17 protein-coding genes are annotated in these 21,858 nt (G+C 33.0%); 2 read left to right on the top strand and 15 right to left on the bottom strand.

What is annotated here, in order from left to right:
• Positions 1–103 precede the first annotated feature (103 nt).
• A complete protein-coding gene (locus tag ACFS5J_RS04390; RefSeq protein ID WP_379810812.1) occupies positions 104–1,870 on the top strand; it encodes an MFS transporter in 1,767 nt (588 codons plus the stop codon).
• Positions 1,871–1,886: 16 nt separating this feature from the next.
• Here ACFS5J_RS04390 and ACFS5J_RS04385 read toward each other — a convergent pair whose 3' ends face one another.
• From ACFS5J_RS04385 to ACFS5J_RS04370, 4 genes are all read right to left on the bottom strand, one after another.
• Positions 1,887–3,758, bottom strand: coding sequence for a mechanosensitive ion channel domain-containing protein (locus ACFS5J_RS04385; protein ID WP_379810811.1), 1,872 nt, complete (start codon positions 3,756–3,758; stop codon positions 1,887–1,889).
• Positions 3,759–3,854: 96 nt separating this feature from the next.
• Positions 3,855–4,295, bottom strand: coding sequence for a hypothetical protein (locus tag ACFS5J_RS04380; RefSeq protein WP_379810810.1), 441 nt, complete (start codon positions 4,293–4,295; stop codon positions 3,855–3,857).
• A gap of 195 nt (positions 4,296–4,490) precedes the next feature.
• A complete protein-coding gene (locus ACFS5J_RS04375; protein WP_379810809.1) occupies positions 4,491–5,342 on the bottom strand; it encodes a tyrosine-protein phosphatase in 852 nt (283 codons plus the stop codon).
• Positions 5,343–5,601: 259 nt separating this feature from the next.
• On the bottom strand, positions 5,602–5,967 hold the full coding sequence (locus ACFS5J_RS04370) for a DUF2200 domain-containing protein (RefSeq protein WP_379810808.1): 366 nt from the start codon (positions 5,965–5,967) through the stop codon (positions 5,602–5,604).
• Between the two features lie 177 nt (positions 5,968–6,144).
• Here ACFS5J_RS04370 and ACFS5J_RS04365 point away from each other — a divergent pair, with 177 nt between their 5' ends.
• Positions 6,145–7,269 (top strand): cysteine desulfurase family protein, encoded by a 1,125-nt coding sequence (locus ACFS5J_RS04365; RefSeq protein WP_379810807.1) that lies wholly within the window; start codon positions 6,145–6,147, stop codon positions 7,267–7,269.
• Positions 7,270–7,274: 5 nt separating this feature from the next.
• Here the strand turns inward: ACFS5J_RS04365 and ACFS5J_RS04360 are convergent, their stop codons facing one another.
• The 11 genes from ACFS5J_RS04360 to ACFS5J_RS04310 form a co-directional block, all read right to left on the bottom strand.
• Positions 7,275–7,478 carry a DUF6327 family protein gene (locus tag ACFS5J_RS04360; protein ID WP_379810805.1) on the bottom strand — a complete coding sequence of 68 codons (204 nt, stop codon included), beginning with the start codon at positions 7,476–7,478 and terminating at the stop codon, positions 7,275–7,277.
• Position 7,479: 1 nt separating this feature from the next.
• Positions 7,480–7,827: a hypothetical protein gene (locus tag ACFS5J_RS04355; protein ID WP_379810804.1), complete on the bottom strand. Its 348-nt coding sequence runs from the start codon at positions 7,825–7,827 to the stop codon at positions 7,480–7,482.
• A 12-nt stretch (positions 7,828–7,839) separates the two neighbouring features.
• Complete coding sequence (locus ACFS5J_RS04350; protein WP_379810803.1) at positions 7,840–8,166, bottom strand: YtxH domain-containing protein; 327 nt, start codon at positions 8,164–8,166, stop codon at positions 7,840–7,842.
• Positions 8,167–8,280: 114 nt separating this feature from the next.
• Complete coding sequence (locus ACFS5J_RS04345; RefSeq protein WP_379810802.1) at positions 8,281–9,327, bottom strand: AI-2E family transporter; 1,047 nt, start codon at positions 9,325–9,327, stop codon at positions 8,281–8,283.
• A gap of 259 nt (positions 9,328–9,586) precedes the next feature.
• On the bottom strand, positions 9,587–11,983 hold the full coding sequence (locus ACFS5J_RS04340) for an alpha-ketoacid dehydrogenase subunit alpha/beta (RefSeq protein ID WP_379810801.1): 2,397 nt from the start codon (positions 11,981–11,983) through the stop codon (positions 9,587–9,589).
• A 191-nt stretch (positions 11,984–12,174) separates the two neighbouring features.
• On the bottom strand, positions 12,175–14,994 hold the full coding sequence (locus tag ACFS5J_RS04335) for an aminopeptidase (RefSeq protein WP_379810799.1): 2,820 nt from the start codon (positions 14,992–14,994) through the stop codon (positions 12,175–12,177).
• A 140-nt stretch (positions 14,995–15,134) separates the two neighbouring features.
• Complete coding sequence (locus tag ACFS5J_RS04330) at positions 15,135–15,860, bottom strand: LOG family protein (RefSeq protein ID WP_379810798.1); 726 nt, start codon at positions 15,858–15,860, stop codon at positions 15,135–15,137.
• Between the two features lie 34 nt (positions 15,861–15,894).
• Positions 15,895–18,726: an excinuclease ABC subunit UvrA gene (gene uvrA, locus ACFS5J_RS04325; protein WP_379810796.1), complete on the bottom strand. Its 2,832-nt coding sequence runs from the start codon at positions 18,724–18,726 to the stop codon at positions 15,895–15,897.
• A 145-nt stretch (positions 18,727–18,871) separates the two neighbouring features.
• On the bottom strand, positions 18,872–19,315 hold the full coding sequence (locus ACFS5J_RS04320; protein ID WP_379810794.1) for an acyl-CoA thioesterase: 444 nt from the start codon (positions 19,313–19,315) through the stop codon (positions 18,872–18,874).
• Positions 19,316–19,330: 15 nt separating this feature from the next.
• Entirely contained in the window at positions 19,331–21,151 is a 1,821-nt protein-coding gene (locus ACFS5J_RS04315; RefSeq protein WP_379810793.1) for a chloride channel protein, read from the bottom strand.
• 51 nt (positions 21,152–21,202) lie between these two features.
• On the bottom strand, positions 21,203–21,787 hold the full coding sequence (locus ACFS5J_RS04310; protein WP_379810792.1) for an acyl carrier protein phosphodiesterase: 585 nt from the start codon (positions 21,785–21,787) through the stop codon (positions 21,203–21,205).
• Between the last annotated feature and the right edge of the window lie 71 nt (positions 21,788–21,858).

The following is a 21,858-nucleotide window of genomic DNA, read 5'->3' as shown; positions in this document are numbered from 1 at the left end:
GGGATTTTTTTCTTGAGATACTGAATATCTAATGGGTTTTATTTTACTGAAAAGGTTTGTTAATTCGTAAATCGTAGTATATTTAGGCTTTAAATCAGAAAAAATGAATACAAGTACACCTAAAACCAATTATCCTGCTTTATATACCTTGATAACCGTTTTCTTCTTTTGGGGGTTTATAGCGGCTGGAAATAGCATTTTTATTCCATTTTGTAAGCATTACTTTAGTTTGGATCAATTCCAATCGCAATTAATTGATTTTGCCTTTTATACAGCTTACTACGTAGGGGCACTTTTGCTATTTATTTTTGGGACGTTAAAAAGTAGTGATGTTGTTGGAGATTGGGGGTATAAAAAGAGTATTGTGTATGGATTACTGTTTTCAGCATTAGGAGCAGGAGCTATGATTATAGCTGTTGAGGCTAACCTATATGCAGGGATGCTTGCGGGACTATTTATTGTAGCGCTTGGTTTTTCACTACAACAAACGGCTGCGAATCCTTTTGCTATTTTATTGGGTGATCCTAAAACGGGAGCAAGTAGAGTGAATTTAGGAGGTGGCATTAATTCCTTTGGTACCATGATAGGACCATTATTGGTAGGTTTTGCTTTGTTTGGTTCTGCTGCATCCATTACAGATGAGCAAATAGCCAATTTAGAGTTGAATAAGGTTATTTACTTGTATGTTGGAGTAGGGGTACTATTTATTGCTGCAGCAGGTCTTTTTTATTTTTCCAAAAAGGTTCCTGCAGGAATTTCAAAAGAACCGATGGAAAAAGCAGATAAAGCACTTAGAACACTCGTTTTAATGACAATTCTTTTAGGTGTTATGTTTGTTCCTGTATTCAATAGTTATAAAAGTGATGTGGCCAAACAAATTGAAGTATTGGAAGCTGAAATAAGTGGACAAAAGGAACAAAATCAAACTGCTATTGCAACTCAATTTGAAATACATTCTAAAAGTTTTGATGAGAAAAGTCAAGAATTAGAACAATTAAAAGAGGGATTAGAAACAGAGCGTATGTATTGGCTTTCGGGAGCTTTGTTGGTAATTTTAGGAGGAATTTTCTTTTCGTATGTAGCTGCCAGTAAAAATGCGGAAGGTTGGGGAGCTATGCAATATCCACAATTGGTTTTAGGGATGTTAGCTATTTTTACCTATGTGGGCGTTGAAGTAGCTATAGGAAGTAATTTAGGAGAATTGTTAAAGTTAAAAAGTTTTGGAGGTTTGCAATCATCAGAAATTGCTCCTTATATTTCAATGTATTGGGGGAGTTTAATGATTGGAAGATGGGCAGGCGCTATAAGTGCCTTCAATTTGTCTAGAGAAAAGCGTATGCTAGCTTTAGTAGTAGTACCCTTATTAGCTTTTGCTGTTATTTTAGGAGTTAATATAATCTCTGGAAAAGATATGAAACCGCTGTATTATTATGTAGTGTGTGTGGTTTTACAAATCATCGCTTTCTTTTTAACCAAGGATAAACCGGCTAGAACTCTGATTGTTTTTGGTTGTTTTGGTGTTATGGCGATGTTAGTAGGTCTTTTTTCAACTGGAACTATTGCCATTTATGCTTTTCTTTCGGGAGGATTAGCTTGTAGTATTATGTGGCCTTCAATTTTTAGCTTGTCTATTTTAGGATTAGGGAAATATACCTCTCAAGGTTCTGCTTTTTTAATTATGATGATATTAGGAGGAGGAATTATTCCTCCAATTCAAGGAAAATTATCGGATATTATTGGAATTCATGAATCGTATATAGTTGCTGTAGTGTGTTTCGGATATTTAACATTGTTTGCCTTTTTGGTAAAAGGGATTTTAAAGAAACAAGGTATTGAAGTCGATAAAATAGAATCAGAAGTCAGTCATTAAAAATAAAAACCGAGTATTAACTCGGTTTTTTTATGTTGATATTGAAATCGGGAGCTTTGTAATCTTTTGGTAAATATTGTGCCGGAATTGTGGTCATATTACCATCTCGAGCAGCTCTGTAATGTGGTGATAGAATTTCAATTCCTTTCTCGTTACACACATCTTGAATGTTTTGATGGAGGTTAGAATAAATTAAGCCTTGTCTGCTGGCTTCATTGGTATAGGCGTTTATTTGATATGAAACATAGAAATCATCAAGACTAGTTTGGTAAACAAATGGTTTTGGATCTTGTAAAATCATATCTGTTTTTAAAGCCGCTTCAATAAGCGCTTCGTGTACATCGCGCCAAGGAATATCATAGCCTAATGTTATTGTAGTATGAACGATTAATCCTTTATCGGCAGCTTCAATACTATAATTGGTAGTGTTTCCTGTTAAAACGGAAGAATTCGGAATGGTAACAATTTCATTTTTTACCGTTTTTACTCGGGTTACTAAGAGGTTTTTTTCAACAATATCACCTGAAACATCACCAATTTTAATACGATCGCCAATTTTAAACGGTCTCATATAGGTAATAACTAATCCGGCTACCATATTGGCTATAGCAGAAGACGAACCTAATGAGAATAAAACACCTATAAATACTGAAACACCTTTGAAAATATTGGAATCAGACCCTGGAAGATAAGGGAAAATGAGTACCAACATAAAGGCATAGAGTAGAAACTTTACAATGCTGAAAGTAGGCATAGCCCAATCGGGGTGAAATCCATTTATGGTAAGTTTTTTGGATTCAATTTCTTTGAAAACATAGCGTACAAAGCGAATTAAATACTTCATTACAACTACAATGACAAGTATGCTGAAAAGGTTTGGAAGGTAATGCCAAACGGCTAGTAATAGACTTTTAAATGGTGACCAAATGAGCTCAAATAAAGTGTTTGCCCAATTGCGCGAAAATGGAAAAATACTAAATACAATTGGTAAAGTAATGTAAAAAAGGGTAGCATAAGTTAGCCATCTTAAAGCATTAACTGTTGTACCGATTACTTTCATTTCTTGGTCCGCAGTTAAAAAAGTGTAATCTTTAATGGAGAGGTCTTTGAGCCAATCTTCTTTTTTTAGTGCGATATAGTCCAATAATTTTGCATATCCTTTACGAATCAACCAAATAAATAACCAAGCCAGGACCAAAACCAATACAACCAATCCCAATCGCGATAGAGTTTTAAGCAAACTGTTTTCTTTTTTGGCATTAACTATTGACGTTTTTAAGGTGGTTTTGAAATTTTCGGCTACTTCCTCTATTGTTTCATTGTACCAAATGGCATCGTTTTCAGAAATACTCATTAAAATCATTTCATGGTATACAATATCGATATCGTTTTCAGATTTTACGGTTTGAATGGAATCCGCTTGAAAGAAATCGTCGTCGTATAAGATTTTAATTTTTTTATTGATGTTTGTTGCTCTTTCTTTTGCTGAAGAAGCCCCTATTTTGGAATAAATAGTAAAAAGTGTATCATTTAAAATGCCAATTACTGGAAATCCTTTTGCGGAATTTCGCATAGCATCAATATGCGCTTTTTTTGCGTCAATTCTTTTTTGCTCTTGTTCTTCAATCTTTTTTAATTCATCGAGTAATTCTGATTTTTGAAGATTGTCAGTAGTTTTTAGCTGAAGCAATTGGCGTTCCAATTCGCTTTTTTGTAATGAATCGGCAACACGTTGCTTCTCGTCCTTAATGCTTTTCTCTTTATATTCCTTTAGAACCGCAAGATTAATAGAGTCACTTTGAGAATTTATACTATCATTTTGTGCAAATGAAGCGTTACAAACAAGAAATGTAACGGTAGCTATAGTTTTTATAAGTAAACATCTCATAGAGTTGGTGTTGTTTAACCAAAAATACGAAATGAATGTCAAAAAGTTAAGTTTTTGCTATTTAAATATATTGATTATTAGATTTTTGTTATGCAATTATAACGAATATTGGTCTAAGGAATCTCTTGATGAAATTCGTTCGGCAAATATACCTCCAATCCAAGCCATAGGGATATAAGCCACTACAATATCTAAAAATGTAAACCATATAGGTCCAGGTAACATACTATTAACCATAATGCCTCCAATTAAAAACAGCATTCCTATAACAATTGCAAATTTCATTTTTTGACGAACCGCAATGATTCCGGCTAATATTGCACCAGTAAGCGTTCCTAAAGCATGTGCTAAAAAAGGAAAAATAAAGTGTTTTACTTCTAAAGTAGGCATTATTTTCGCTAGAGCATCCATGTCATTTAAATCAACGCCATGTATAGGATATAAAAAATGACCTATTTGAAGTAGTCCCATGTTGATAATACTACCTCCTATCCACCCCGCAGTAACAGCTAAAATATTTTTAAGCAACGGCTTCATAATGATACAGTTTAAATAAAATGTTATAAATAAAAATATACCTACTTATTTGTTTTACAAATATAACATAAACTTTGAGAATTGATTACAATTACTTTATCATGTAATTTGGTTTGGTATAAGTAGAAAACTTTGAATAAAAAAAGAGCAGTGTTTAAGCACTGCTCAAGAAAAAAACTTTATTAGAAAATTAGGTTACTTTTCTAAATAGTTTTCTTGCATTTTATTGATGTCAACATCAAGTAAATCTAAAAAAGCACTCATGCTTCCATAATCTTGGTCAATTTTATTTAAAAAGGCTTCAATATATTCAATTTCAACGCCTAAAAGCGGACGTAATAATTCGCCAGAGTTATTCCCATATGTATTGTTTATGTATGAAATAGTACCTTCAATGTAATCTGATAAGTAAATATTTGAAGCCATAAAGTCATTAATAATAACGTCACGATCTACTCCTAATGAAGATAAAATTAAAGCAGCTGTCATACCTGCACGGTCTTTACCAGCAGTACAATGCCATAATGTAATATTGTTTTCTTCAAGATGATTGAAAATAGTTGTCCAAACTTGGATTCTGTGCGCGTCAATAGTATAAGCAGAAAGTAACATTTCACTTGCATCAACTTCACCACTTAAGATAGCTGACATATAATCTGTTTGTCCTGATGCCACACTCGATTCTTCGATTAAAGATAATTCTATACGATTAAAACCCTCAATTGTTACATCTGGATGTTCGTTACGTTCTGTTTCTGTTCTTAAATCCACAATAGTTTTTATGCCCAACGACTTCATTGTTGCAATATCATTTACCGTTAGAGCAGATAGTTCTCCAGAACGGAATAATTTACGAAACACTACACGTTTACCATCTTTACCGATGTAGCCTCCCATATCTCTCATGTTGTCTTCACCTTCTAGTTGTACATGTTTTTCATACACTTGATATTTTTCTACGGTGTTTTCATCGTCATTGTTACAAGAAATAAATGATGTAGCCAATAAACCTACTAATGCATACTTTGAAAAAATACTTGCTTTCATAATTTTTTTGATGTTTATTTTTTTAAGCAAAGAAAGTAGTGGAGTGAAAAGTTTATGTTATTGTGAGATTAACAAAAATTAAAAATAAATCACGCAATGTTAAATTTTATTTATATTGTTTTTTTTGTAGTGTTTATGTTTTTTTAATTCGTAAAGCGTTTTTTATTTTCACAATGGTTGTTTTGTGTTTAATTGTTATGCAAAAGAGAATTTAGCTACCCAAATTCTCTTTTGCATCTCTAAAAATTAATTTTAGATCTTAGTTTTTGCGTAATATTTTTTCCATTTTTTTTCCTTTAGCAAGTTCATCAACTAATTTATCCAGATAGCGTACTTGTTTTGTTAATTCATTTTCAATTTCTTCAATGCGATATCCACAAATAACACCTTTAATGAGTTCAGCATTTGGGTTTAAGATTGCTTGTTTAAAAAAACTTTCAAATGTAACTTTTGTATCTATAAGTTCTTGTATTTTTATATCATCAAAATGGGTTAGCCATTTTATTACTAGATGTAATTCCTCTTTTGTTCTTCCCTTTTTTTCAACTTTTGCTACATAATGAGGATATACAGAAGCAAATGTTAGCTTTGCAATTCGTTCATCGTGTTCTGGAGTAGTTTTCATTTTTCTAAATTATAGTTGGTTTTCAGTAATTTTACATTAATCGTGTAATTCAAATATATAACTTTTTGTTAAAATAAATAAAAAGAGATTTTAAGAACTGCTCAGTATTGTATAAGTAAAGCTGAGTAGAAATTTGAATTACATGTACTTTCTTATATTTGCACTAATAATTGAATTATGAAAACTGTATATTTTGACAATGCCGCTACAACCCCTTTACGTAAAGAGGTGGTAGAACGAATGACTCAAGTTTTATCGAATACTTTTGGAAATCCATCTTCTACACATAGTTTTGGAAGAAGTGCCAAAACACTTGTTGAGGCTTCTCGAAAAAGTGTAGCAAAATGTTTAAATGCACAAGCATCTGAAATTATTTTTACTTCAAGTGCAACTGAAGCTACGAACTGGATTTTACGTGGTGCGGTTAAAGATCTAGGGGTTAAACGCATTGTAACTTCAAAAATAGAACACCATGCAACTTTGCATACGGCATTACATTTAGAAGCAGAGTTTGGTATTCAAGTAGAGTATGTTGCTGTTTTAGAAGATGGTTCGCTTGATTTGAAACATTTGGAAACTTTATTGGAAAGTGAAATTTCTACAATTGTGTCCTTGTTACATGTTAATAATGAAACAGGAGAAATTTTAGATATTAATAGAGTAGGTGCTCTTTGCCGAGAACAAAATGTACTTTTTCATTGTGATACAGTTCAGTCCGTTGGTAAAGTTGAACTTGACTTGCAAAATATACCTGTTGATTTCATTGTAGGTACTGCACATAAATTTCATGGTCCAAAGGGAGTTGGATTTGCTTTTATAAGAAAAAACAATTTTATACAACCTTTAATTTATGGTGGAGAGCAAGAGAAAGGTGTTCGTGCAGGAACAGAAGCGGTTCATCAAATAGTAGGTTTAGCAACAGCACTTGAACTTTCATATGCAAATTTAGGTGAGGAGCGTAGCTATATAACAGGTTTAAAAGAAACATTTATTCAAGAGCTGAAAAGAGTTTTTCCGGAAGTAAAGATTTTAGGTAAAGATACGTTGTACACGGTTTTAAATGTTGTATTGCCTTTTGATACTGCTAAAACTTCAATGTTATTGTTTACTCTCGATATTAAAGGTGTTGCGGTTTCTCGGGGAAGTGCATGTCAAAGTGGTAGTATTAAACCGTCACATGTTTTAGCAGCTTTTTTAACTGAAGAAGATCAGCAAAAACCGAATTTACGTATTTCATTTAGTCATTTTAATACTAAGGAAGAAGTTGAATATGTAATTGATGTTTTGAAGCAACTTCAATAAGGAAATTAAAATATTTTTTTCAAAAAACTAAAAATTGCATACCAACTCGAATATTTTTCAAAAGTATTTTTTACAATTCGAGTTGGGTTAAGTTGCTCCTTAATTTCTCCCTTAACACTTTTTAGCTCCTCCAGCGCAATTTGTTGTTCAAGTTTATAACGCTTTAAATCACGCTGTATTTCTTCTAGGGAATTGTATTTTGGCTTCATATTATTCAAAGAATTTAGTTGACATGGTTTGAATAATTTTAGTGCTAATCAAATGTCTTTTGGTATAGGCAACGTAGGTGAGAATAAAAAATATTGCTCCCACAACAAGATAGCCTAATGCTGTATTGTTTAATAAGTCGCCTAAAGCTAAGGCTACTGAAATAGCTAAGAAGAAAGCGCCAATTGAAAACAAACTTCCGAGTAATAGAATTTTGCCAAGTAAACTTAAAGAAATTGTAAGTTGTTCAAATACCTTTAGTTTAACGTAATTTTGAGTGGCTTTTAAATATTGTTCACTAGATTCAGCAGCTTTATCAGCACTTTCGTTTATAGAATCAAATATTTGCATAGTCTGTCTTTTTTACTTTTGGTATTTTTTGTTTTTAGCTTTTAATTCTGCTAATTTTTTTTCAAGCGAACTAATGAGATCTTCAGCTTTATAACTAGTATCTGATATAACCGATTCTAGTTCTTCTTCCAAAGTAGCTTTTTTAGTGTTGATTTCACTTGATACTTTTTTGCTAATTTCATCAATGTCGTGCTTTACTTTGTCTTTAAAGGCATTTGCATTGTCTAAAATTTTCTTGCGTGTATCTTCTCCTTTTTCAGGTGCTAACAAAATACCCACAACAGTACCTATGGCTGCCCCAACCATAACACCTAAAATTGTTTGCGATGTTCTTCCCATAATTTTATTTTTTTACGGATTAAATAATTGTTAATGAGGTTGTTTTGTAGAGGGGTAATACAAATTTACAATAAAAATATAATGTTTGTTTACTCTATTCTTATTGATTTAGAATCAATTGGATGCTTTGTATATTTTGGCTATTGTCATAAAGAGTCCTACAATTACAGGTCCAACGATAATACCCGTAATACCAAACAGACCAATACCTCCCAAAGTACTTATCAAAACTAAAATATCAGGTATTTGGGTGTCTTTGCCAACAAAGTAAGGTCTTAATACATTATCTACAGAACTTACAATACCAAAGCCCCATATTAAAAGTCCTACTCCAGCTGTAATTTGATGAGTTATCAAAAGGTAAATAGCAACTGGCACATAAACTATTGCAGTACCTACACTTGGTATTAATGAGAACAAAGCTGATACTGCTCCCCAAAAAACAGCACCAGGTATACCTATTACTGCAAAAGCAACGCCAACAAGTGAACCTTGTATAATACCTATTAAGAATGCGCCTTTTAAAGTAGCTTTTGAAATGGAAACAGCTTGTGTGGTGATTTTACGAAACTCTTGATGGGTTATAGGTAGGTAATTAGGAACTTTTTCGAGTAAACTTTTTCCATCGGTTAAAAAATAATGCATAGCATAAAGTGTAACAAAGAAATTAAAGAAAAATACTAACGTTCCTTGAGTCAAACTACTTAAACTGCTAATGATAATACTTGTTATGCTTTCTATTAAATTGGATAACTTAGAAAATATTTCTTCAGTATAAGGTACTAGTTCTTCTTTAAAAGGGAGCCATTTTGGTAAGCTATTATGTGTTTTTCCTGTAGCTAAAAATTGGGTTTCTATAAAAGGAAATATTTTTCCAGAAACATAACTTGCTTGGTGAATTATTTCAGCCACCATAAAAAAAGAAGGGATAACAATTACCAGCAAAAACATTAAAATGACTAGGGCAGAGGATAGGGATTGTTTACCTTTTGTAAGGACAAGGAACTTTTGATAATACGGATGAAATAATCCTGCTAGTAACATAGCCATTAGAATAGGAATTATAAATTCTTTAATGACAATTAATAATAATAATAAAGCTAAAATGAATAAGGATATAATAAAATACCGATGTTGTTTTTGTTTTGAGGATGTATTCATAATAATGAAGTATTACATTAAATTAATTCACAAATTAGTATTGTTTTTATAAATCCATCAATGCGAAAAGAGCATTAAGCATCATAAATTTAATAAAAAAACACACGTTAATGTGAAATATGGTAAAAATTGCTTTACAAATTGTTGTTTTACTGAAACCTGCAATTAAAATGTATTTATATCTTTTACAAAATTCAATTTTTTACAAAACAAAAAAGAGGCTTTAAGCCTCTTTTTTTAATATCAATTTTATTGAGTTTTAGTATAAACTAGGGAATTTGGCAGGATTTGCTTCATTCATAATAGCATATACTTTTTCAAAAATATCTTCAATACTTGGTTTTGAGAAATAATCCCCATCAGTACCATAAGCCGGACGGTGTGCTTTAGCAGCTAACGTTTGAGGTTCGCTATCTAAATGACGGTATGCATTTTGATTTTCAATGATCTCTTGTAAAATGTATGCACTAGCACCCCCAGGAACATCCTCGTCAATAACTAATAAACGATTTGTTTTAGCTACCGATTTAACGATATCATGATTGATATCAAAAGGTAAAAGTGATTGAATATCAATAATCTCAGCACTAATACCTACAGATTCTAACTCTTTTGCTGCTTGTTCAACCAAACGTAATGTAGAACCATAAGATACTATAGTAATATCGGTTCCTTCTTTTATAGTTTCAACAACGCCAATAGGGGTTTTAAATTCACCTAAGTTAGTTGGCATTTTTTCTTTTAAACGGTATCCATTCAAACATTCTACAATTAAAGCAGGCTCGTCTGTTTCTAATAAAGTGTTGTAGAATCCAGCTGCTTTGGTCATGTTTCTTGGTACTAAAACATGAATACCACGAATAGCATTGATAATCATTCCCATAGGAGAACCTGAATGCCAAACGCCTTCTAAACGGTGACCACGTGTTCTGATGATTAGTGGAGCTTTTTGACGACCACTAGTTCTGTATTGTAAAGTTGCCAAGTCATCGCTCATAATTTGGATAGCATACAATAGGTAATCCAAATACTGGATTTCAGCAATAGGGCGTAAACCACGCATTGCCATACCAATACCTTGACCTAAAATTGTAGCCTCACGGATTCCTGCATCTGCTACACGGAATTCACCGTATTTCTCTTGCATTCCTTCTAGTCCTTGGTTAACATCTCCAATGTTTCCAGAATCTTCTCCAAAAATTAAGGTTTCAGGATGTTTGGCGAAAATTGCATCAAAATTATCACGCAAAACCAAACGTGCATCAACTTCTTCAGCGGTTTCATCATAAGTAGCTTTTACCTCTTGAACTGAATATACAGTTTTGTCTGATTGTGAAAACAGATGAGAACTGAATTTAGGTTGTGTTTTTGCTGTATAGTCTGTTATCCAAGTAGCCAATTGTGCTTGTCCACTTTCACCAATGATCATACGTAATACTTTACGTGCTGTTGTGATAATGTCTTTACGGATTGGTTCTTTGATTGCAGCTAAATCATTAGCATGTTTTTCAATAAATACTTTATTTGCGCTTGAAGCTGCAATAGTATTCAAAACATTCACTAATTCTTGTTGTTCTGCTTTAAAAGGAGCTGTAAAGGCAGCCCAAGCAGATCTTTTTCCTTCTAAAACTTCTTTTTTAGAAGCTGCATCAATATCGTTTAATTCTTCCTCAGTGGCAATATTGTTGGCAATCATCCATAATTTCATCTGCGCTAAACAATCGAATTCTGCTTCCCAAGCCAAACGTTCCTTGTTTTTATAACGCTCGTGACTTCCAGAAGTTGAGTGACCTTGAGGTTGTGTTAATTCGTTTACGTGTACTAAAACAGGTACATGCTCTGTACGAGCAATTTCTGCAGCTTTTTGATAAGTGTCTACTAAAGCTGGGTAATCCCAACCTTTAACACGTAATATTTCGTAACCATTATTTTCTTCATCACGTTGGAAACCTTTTAAAATTTCCGAGATATTTTCTTTTGTTGTTTGGTAACGAGCGTGAACCGAAATTCCGTATTCATCATCCCAAACACTCATCACCATAGGTACTTGTAAAACACCTGCAGCATTTATAGTTTCAAAAAATAAACCTTCAGAAGTAGAGGCATTACCAATAGTTCCCCATGCTACTTCATTTCCACTTATTGAAAATTGTGTGTGGTTTTCTAAACCTTTTACATTTCGGTAAATTTTTGAAGCTTGTGCTAATCCTAATAAACGCGGCATTTGACCAGCAGTAGGAGATATATCAGCACTTGAATTTTTTTGTTCTGTTAAGTTTTTCCAATTTCCATTTTCGTCCAAACTGTGTGTAGCAAAGTGTCCACCCATTTGGCGACCACCGCTCATTGGGTCAAAATTCAAATCAGTATGTCCATACAATCCAGCGAAAAACTGTTCAATGTTCATAGCACCGATAGCCATCATAAAGGTTTGATCACGGTAATATCCCGAACGGAAATCACCGTTTTTAAACGCTTTTGCCATAGCTAATTGCGGTACTTCTTTTCCGTCTCCGAAAATACCAAATTTGGCTTTACCTGTTAGTACCTCTTTACGGCCTAATAAACTACATTCTCTACTAACAGTAGCAATTTTATAATCGTTTAAAACTTCTTTTTTGAAATCTTCAAATGACAACGTTTCTTTTGTGCTCAACTTACCCATGATTTTAAAAAAAATTGAATTGTTACAAATGTAATTAAATAGCCCTTACGATACAAGTGTTACAAATATGAAAATTGAATTATTATTAATAATTCAATGTTTTTGTCAATAAAAGATTATTGATTAACTGTTTTTTTAATTTTATATTGTGGATTGTTTAATAAAATTGAGGAAAATATAATTTATAACCATTTTCTAGTGAAAAGCGAAATAAGCGTTTTAGGGGATAATGTGATTACAAATCGAATTTTTTGCGAATAATTAGGATCGTTAAGTTCAAAACCATTTGAGGAATATACTGGTAAGAAAAGTTCAAAATAGTCGGGAACCAAGTTTAAATGAATACCCGAGTCGTAAACAAAATCAGCGCTACTGTAGTTTGATTTGATAAGTCCTATATCACCATAAACTTGAATCCAATTCCACACGTTTACAGCTCCATTTATAGTTGTAATCCATTGGTTGGCATAACGATGGTCAAGTTTTGATTTGAAACCACCTTCGGCGTAAACATATTGTTGGCTGTATAACCCTGTTTCTTCACTTCTTCCCAATAAACCTTGTTCAAACATATAGTCTGTTGGGCGATCCAAACCAAAACTGAAATATTCTGAATTGGTACTACGGTATAAGAATGCTCCACCAAAAAAACGCAAAGTGATTTGACGGTTGTTTTCAAAGAGTTTACGATAGTGGATTTCGGAAGAAATTTTACCAAATGAATTAGCAACTTGTAAATCGTTTAAGAGACTAAAATGTTTCGTGCCCTCCGATTGAAAATTTCCGTATTTTGCATTGAAAACGGTATAGTTTTCTGTGTTTTTATCTGAAATATAGGGTGATTTGTCGCGGTCAATATAAAGCTGTTTGAGTTGAATAAACTCGTTTTTATTGGAACGGAATTTCTTATCTCGAAAGAAAAATTGGACTGTAGGACTTAAATTGGTATACTTTGCGTCAGGAGCATAGTGAAATTGACTACCACTCATCACGTATCGTATTCGGTAAAGTTTACCTTCTTCTCGCACATTATGGTCATAAACAAAAGAGGCTTTACCTACTATTTTTTGTGTATTGGGAGAGTAAAATGGGGTAACGCTAAAAGTAAATGGCTTGTTGAGCATTGACTTGTTATTCAAACGAACTCCTAAAGCTAATCCATCGTATAAGTTGTATTCAAATTCAGGAACATAAAACAATTGATTGTAATATGGCTCCTCTAAATCTTTATAAAAATTAAGTTTTAAGGGGCGGTTGTTAAAGAAAAAACCTTTTAACGACTTCCAGTTGTTTCGTAAATTGTATTCTGGAATTTCGTTAAAATAGTTTAATGTAAGCTTATCGGAACCGTTTCTTGGGACAACTATCGTAGTGTCGGTTGTTACATTTTCAATCCATTTTTTGTACACTACACTGTCGTTTTTTAATTCATAAAACGAAATGGGTACATTCGTTGAAGTGGTATTGCGAATTGTAACACTGATGCTATCCTTTTCTTTTAGTTTTTTTACTTTTCCGAATTTGTAATCAATGATGTTACGTGAGTTTACTAATTCATCAAAAAACCAATCAATATTTTTATTGGTTTTACATTTTAAAATCATCTCTAAATCGTAACGGGTTGTAAAGAAATCATTATTGAGTTGGATAAATTCCACTATCGAACTCGTAACAATTTGATTTTCTAGATAGTTATCCAAATAATTAAAACTAAGTCCCGCTTTGTATTTATTAGAGATTTGTTCGTTGAATTTTATCAAATCATTTTTTGGAGCCGCAAGTGGTTGATCCAAATTTTTTCGCGCCATTAACATATACAAATAATTGTACTGTTGGTTAAAGTCGATGTTAATAAAGTTGTATGATTTTAATAATTTGAAACTCGCCAAGTTTCCTGTCATTTTTAAATCAGGATAGAATTCATCAATGAAAGCCATCATCGTATAAACTTGTATACCATCAGTAATCCAATAATCTCTTCGATTATTAATTTGTAAGTTAGCTTTTAAAAAGGCGTTCAAATACGTTTTCAAGAATTTCAATTCATACATTAATTCATCTGGATATGGACTCATAAATGCTGGCAACTGATTAAGACCGTAGAAAGGCTGACGTTCATAATCTTCGTTTGCAACCAAAATCTTATTTACATAACTCGATCCAAGTTTCTCTGAAACAAATCGGGTGATTTTGTCAATTACTAAGGCTTCTTGAAATTCATTTAGTCTTTTGGTTCTAATGCTAGAACTAACTTCAATGATATCATTTTTATAACTAGTGAATTCTTTTTCGGGGTTCAGAACCACAGTGATATTGTTTAGGTTATTTCCAGTTAAGGTGTAATTCTGATTGTCTTTGAAAATATTTAAGTTGGACGCGATATTAAAATTTGAGATATTCTCAAAAGTTACACTAGCATTCATTAATGCATTGGTGATATCGTCTATATTTTCATTACTATATTTAATGAATGATTTATTGAGGTAAACACTTGGTGTTAGTAACCAATCTTTTAAATATATTTTGCCGTTATCATGTCTGCCATATTTTGTAAATCGCTGATCAGGTATTTGAAGCAAATAACTCAAATGAATGGTTACACTTTCCTTAGGGGGTAATGGATGTTGTAAATCAATTTCAATTAAATCGACATGGTTTTCAAAACGTTTCCAAGTTAAAGTCTCAAAATGATTATTGCTAACATTTTTTAAACTCGTTTTTCCTCTGTCTTTATCTTTTGCTAAATGGAAGGAACGATTGTATTCATCGGAGAAGCGTTTAGCTAATGCAGAATTTTTAGATGAAAAAGCATTGTTCCAATCGTTTAAAACAATATGTTGAAGTGTGTCAGGACTACTATTATTGTATTCTATTTCTTGTAATACCACAAAAGTGTTATCGTTTTCATTGAATTTGACTTTTGCTCGTATTTTATGTTGCGAATAGCTAAAGCAATTCAATAACAGAAATACTACTATGGATAATGTAAATTTTAGTTTCAATTTGTGGCTTTATATAAGTTACAAGTATACTAAAAAGTTAGGTATAACAAAATGCTATTTGAATTTTTAAACAGGTCAAAATTTTTTATCCCAAATTAATCATTAGGAGTAAAAAAGCGACTCGAAAGTCGCTTGTAGTCTTAAAAATTGGGTGATAAATTGTATTTTTTGTAGAAAGTATCGAGGGTTTCCAGAACTTCATCTTCGTTGTCGACTATTTTGAACAATTTTAAGTCTTCGGGACTAATGTTGCTGAATTTTTCCAGAAGGACTGTTTGAATCCAATCCATAAGACCAGACCAAAATTCGCTACCTACAAGTATGATTGGGAATTTTGCAATTTTTTTGGTTTGAATAAGAGTAATAGCTTCAAATAATTCGTCAAGGGTACCAAAACCACCAGGCATGACTACAAAACCTTGCGAATATTTGACAAACATTACCTTGCGTACAAAAAAATAGTCAAAATTCAAGTTTTTATCGCGATCAATATACGGGTTGAAATGTTGCTCAAAAGGTAATTCAATATTTAAGCCTACAGAAGTACCGCCTCCAAAATGAGCACCCTTATTTCCAGCTTCCATAATACCAGGCCCGCCGCCAGTAATAACTCCGTAACCTGCTTTACTTATTTTATAAGCAATTCTTTCTGCTAATGTATAGTATTTGTTATCCGGTTTAGTACGAGCAGAACCAAATATGGTTACACAAGGACCAATGCGTCCCATAGATTCATAACCGTTTACAAATTCAGACATGATTTTAAAGATTGCCCAAGAGTCGTTGGTACGTATCTCATTCCATGTTTTTTGTTTGAATTTTTCTTGAATTCTGTGGTCTTCGTTCTCAAAATGCTCTATTGCCATAATCAAAATGCTCTTTTATTATCTTCAATAATGACTAAGATAGCTCTTTTTTCAAAAACTGAGCGGTATAACTCTTTTTATTTTTAGCGACTTCTTCCGGTGTCCCAATTGCTACCACTTGTCCGCCACCTTTTCCACCTTCATATCCAATATCAATAATATAATCGGCTAGTTTTACCACATCTAAATTGTGTTCGATAATTAAAACAGTATTTCCTTTATCGACAAGTTTTTGAATAACATCCATTAATACTCGAATGTCCTCAAAGTGCAGTCCTGTTGTAGGCTCGTCAAGGATGTAGAAAGTATTTCCAGTGTCTTTTTTTGATAATTCAGTAGCTAATTTTACACGTTGAGCTTCACCTCCCGAAAGGGTAGTACTTTGTTGTCCAAGTGTAATATAGCCCAGACCTACATCTTGAATGGTTTTTACTTTGCGATATATTTTTGGAATGTTTTCAAAAAACTCAACCGCCTCATCAACTGTCATGTTTAATACATCGGATATTGACTTTCCTTTGTATCGAATTTCCAAAGTTTCTCTGTTGAAACGCTTTCCTTGACAAGTTTCACACTCTACATATACATCAGGTAAGAAACTCATTTCAATAGTACGTACTCCTGAACCTTCACAAGTTTCGCAGCGTCCACCTTTTACATTAAAACTGAAACGTCCCGGTTTATAACCTCTAATTTGAGCTTCTGGAGTTTGGGTAAATAAACTTCTTATTTCCGAAAAGACATCGGTATAGGTTGCAGGATTACTACGTGGTGTTCTTCCGATTGGGCTTTGGTCAATATCAATTACTTTATCAATATGTTCTAAACCTTCTATTTTTTTATACGGTTGAGGCTTTTTAACGGCATTAAAAAAATGAGTATTTAAAATAGGGTATAGGGTCTCATTTATTAATGTCGATTTACCACTACCAGAGACTCCTGAAACGCAAATTAATTTTCCAAGTGGAAATTCAACACTTACATTTTTTAAATTGTTACCAGATGCTCCCGTAAGTTTTAAAACCTTGCCATTACCTGCTCTTCGCTCTGAAGGGACTTCAATTTTCATCTGTCCACTCAAGTACTTAGCAGTAATAGTGTTGTGTGATAAAATTTCCTTTGGCGTTCCTTCGCTAATGATATTTCCGCCAAATCGACCCGCTTTCGGGCCTATATCAATGACATGGTCGGCGCGTTCAATCATGTCTTTATCATGTTCTACTACAATAACAGAATTTCCAATATCGCGTAGATTTTCCAATGATTTAATCAAACGTTCGTTATCTCTTTGGTGTAAACCGATACTCGGTTCGTCTAAAATATACAGTACACCAACAAGCTGTGAACCGATTTGTGTAGCCAATCGGATACGTTGAGCTTCACCACCAGAAAGTGATTTTGAGCTTCTGTTTAACGATAGATAATCCAAGCCTACGTCTAGCAAGAAACGGATACGAGCCGAAATCTCTTTTACTACTTCTGTTGCTATTGTTTTTTGTTTTTCTGATAAATGGTCGTTTAAATTATCAAACCAATTTGCTAGCTCGGCAACATCCATTTGGGCAAGGCTCCCAATGTTTTTACCATTAATTTTAAAGTACAAGGCCTCTTTACGCAAACGTGTTCCTTCGCATTCTGGACAGGTGTTTTCATCCATGAATTCTTTAGCCCAACGCTTAATTGAAGCCGTTCCACCTTCATCGTATTGATTTTTGATGAAGTTAGAAATTCCTTCAAAATCAATTTTGTAATCTTTTGTAATTCCCATTACTTTTGAAACTACTGAAAATTTTTCATTTCCACCATTTAAAATCATTTCCATTGCTTCCTTCGGGAGAGTCTCAATGGCATCGGTTAATTTGAAATCAAACTTTTGCGCAATAATTTCAAGTTGTTTAAATATCCAAGAATTTTTATAGTCACCTAATGGTGCTAAACCACCCGATTTAATGGATAGTTTAGGGTTGGGAATGATTTTATTTAGATTAATCTCGTTAATGGTTCCAAGTCCATTACAGTGTGGGCAAGCTCCTTTTGGTGAGTTGAACGAGAAGTTATTGGGTTCTGGATTTGGATATGAAATACCTGTTGAAGGGCACATTAAATTTCTACTGAAATAACGTAACTCATCCGAATCTTGTTCAATCACCATCAAAATATCTTCTCCATGGTACATGGCTGTTTGGATACTTTCGCTCAATCGTTTTTGTGAATCTTCATCATCCTTTACCAAAATTCGATCGATAACAATTTCAATATCATGGGTTTTGTATCGGTCTACTTTCATTCCAAGATCCAAATCGCGAATTTTACCATCCACACGAACTTTTAAAAAGCCTTGTTTGGCAATTTGATCAAAAAGTTCGCGATAATGTCCTTTACGCGAACGAATAACAGGGGCTAAAATGTTGATTTTTTTACCAAGAAAATCAGAAGTAATAAGCTCTTTTATTTGTTCGTCAGAATACGAAACCATTTTCTCACCTGTATTGTAACTATAGGCATCTCCAGCGCGCGCAAACAATAAACGTAAGAAATCGTATATTTCTGTAATAGTTCCTACAGTTGAACGCGGACTTTTACTAGTTGTTTTTTGTTCAATAGCAATCACAGGGGACAAACCATCAATTTTATCCACATCGGGACGTTCTAAACCACCAAGAAATTGACGCGCATATGCTGAAAAAGTTTCAATATATCGGCGTTGACCTTCGGCATATATAGTGTCAAAAGCCAAAGACGACTTTCCAGAACCTGATAAACCAGTTATTACAACTAATTTCTCACGTGGAATGGTAACATCTATATTTTTTAAATTATGGGCACGAGCACCTATAATTTCAATTGTATCTTCTGAGTTGTGCATAGTTTTTTGGCAAAATGCAAAGATACAAGTTTGTTACTTTAAATGCTAATGTGCTAAATTTTAATATGAATTGTAAATTCTAAGTTTAAATAAGTTTTTGGACTTTCTATATAGAAAAGAGCGAAGTATATACTTCGCTTTTTTTTTATTCCAATGCTGGCTCATAACTTATAATTGCTTCTCGCATCCATTCAGGAATTTCAATTGATTTGCCTAAAGAAGTATCAATTAAAACTTGTACACTTTTTCCTTTGGCATGAATGATTTCATGATTTTCCTGATCCAAACTAGTAATCAAATACTCAATTTCAAAACTTTTCGAACCTAATGAAGCGGTTCTGATTTTTATAGTTGGTTCTTTTGCTAGTAGTTTCAATTCTTTAAAATAATCACATTCTATGTGTGCAATTACAAACATATGCTTATTCCAGTCCCATTGAGGGCATGCTGTAGGCATATAATAGCCGCGACCTATTTGAAAATATTCAAAATAATATACATTGTTTACATGGTTTAACGGGTCAAGATCATTCCAACGGATGTTCAACGGCATTGAAAATTTAAAATCGGAAGTATGTATCGTTTGCATGTTTTTAGGTTATAATTATTCGATAATCATTGCTTTTAGTTTTTCACGGTATTTTTCCAAAACATGTGCTTTGGTGATAAACCCAATGAAAATCCCATTTTTAAGAACCGGTAATTGATTGGTATGTGATGATTCAAACTTGTCCATTATAGTTTCCAAAGTTTCATCGTAAAAAATGATTTCCTTTGGAGGTTGCATTATCTCTTCTGTAGTTGTATATTTTACTTTAAAAGCAGAGAAAATAATCGGGCGGATTTCGTCTAAGTTTATTAAACCAATTAAGTGTTGTTTTTCATCTAAAACTGGAAAAATTGAAAGATCGGTCTGCTGGATTTTTTCCAATAAATCTTCTAGAGATTTTGAAGAGGTAATGGCTTTGTATTCCGTTTGGATAAACTGAGAAGTTTCTAATGAATTTAAGATATTCTTGTCTTTGTCGTTGGTATATACATCACCTTTGTCGGCTAAATCTTTAATGTCGAACGAATAGGGTTCAAATCGTTTTGAAATAGCAAAACTAACAGATGAAACAATCATTAGCGGTACCATAAGATTATAACCCCCTGTAATCTCTGCAATAAGGAAAATTGCGGTTAAAGGTGCATGAAACAGGCCACTTAAAATTCCAGCCATTCCAACTAAGGTAAAGTTACTTACGGATAAATTATCGGTGAGTCCGATAAGATTAGAAAATTTTGCCAAAACAAAGCCTAAATATGAACCTACAAATAGGGAAGGAGCAAAGTTACCACCGTTTCCTCCTGAACCCAATGTTAAACCAGTCGCATATACTTTGATTAACATGGTTAAACCTACAAATAAAAGTAGTATCCATTGATTGTCTTTGTAATCACTTAACAGGGTGTTCTCAAGAATTTTTTCGGGATGTTCGTTGGCTAAAATTTTAATGCTTTCGTATCCTTCACCAAAAAGCGTTGGAAAAAAGAAAATTAATAAAGCCAATATACCAGCACCATATAAAGCTTTTTTGTAATCACCTAATTTGGAACTACCTAAAAAATGTTCTATTTTCCTAAATGTTCTAGCATAATTGATAGAAATTAAACCTGATAAAAGCCCTAAAACAATATAAAGTGGTATGTTTTGGTAATCAAAAGCTTCACCCCTTTGAAAAGTTAAAAGAATATCTTCATTCAAAACAATTGCTGAAACTAAAGCACCAGTAGCGGCACTAATCATAATAGGAATAAAAGCTGTAATACTGATTTCAGTAAGCACTACTTCGATTGCAAATAAAACACCCGCAATAGGGGCGTTAAAGGCAGCAGCAATACCTGCAGCAACTCCACAGGCTAATAATAGTGTCCTGTCTTTGTGACTTAATCGGTAATTTTGAGCAAAGTTACTTCCAAATGCAGCTCCAGTAACCGTAATAGGTGACTCAAGTCCGGCACTTCCTCCCATACCAACAGTAAATGAGCTGGTAATAATTTGAGAGTACATTTGTTTGACCGGCATAATTCCCCCTTTTTTAGCTACCGCATACATGATATGAGATGTTCCTTTTTGTATAGATCCTCCTAGAATTTTTTTTACAATTAATACCGTTAAGAGAATACCAATAATAGGAAATGTACTATTACTGTATGGTAAATGAAGATAACTGTCAATATATTGTGCAAATTTATATACCCAGTGTGCAAATGTTTTAAGCACGATTACCGCCAGCGCAGAGGAAATACCTACTAAAACACACGATAAATAAATAAACTGTCTTGGGGTTAAAAGCGATTTTAAAATGAAAAGAAAACGCTCTAATCGCTTGAAGGTTTTGTTGATAAACCGTAAAGTTTGATTAGATTTTTTTGAAGACATTTTTTTAGCTAAATTATTTTTTGCGAAGTTACTTCTTAAATGAAAAACAAACTAATCTTTAAACGTAAATTGTTGTACGTTTTTTTCCAAATCTTTAAAAAAGAGTGTAAATTCCGTATCAAAATCGAGATAAAATTCCTGTAATTCTTCTACGGAATACTGCATCTTAGATCGAAATTGCGTTCGGTAATCCATTTGATACAAAATCCTACTGATGCCTTCAATTGACGCATAACTTACAAGCCAATTCTGTTGCATCATTGCAGGCATAATTTTTTTTGTTTTCTCGCTTAAATAATCATAATTCGATTCTAAAATACTATAAAAATGAGAAACATAATCCTCTAAAGGTATGTTTGAATAGTTGCTCCAGTTTTTGGCTAAGAAATGATCGTAAAAAATATCAATAATTACCCCTGAATAGTGCCCATATCGATTATGAAGACGATGTTTACTTTCTCGCCAAATAGGGTGTGCATCGGTATAAGTGTCAATTTCCCGATGGAGCAGTATTCCCTTTTGAATTTCTTTTGGAAATTTCAAATAACTATTGCCACGAATACCGTCGGCCATAAAATTGCCAATTTTAACCAAATCTTGGTCGCCAGAAAGGTATATGTGTGCTAAAAAGTTCATCGATATTTTTTGAATGGGAACCTTTTATTTAAAAGGTCAATTAGTATATTTGTTTGCAATTTAAAATTAAT

Source organism: Flavobacterium chuncheonense (assembly GCF_042686145.1).
Classification (GTDB): Bacteria; Bacteroidota; Bacteroidia; order Flavobacteriales; family Flavobacteriaceae; genus Flavobacterium; species Flavobacterium chuncheonense.
This window is presented reverse-complemented; position numbering and strand designations above follow the sequence as displayed.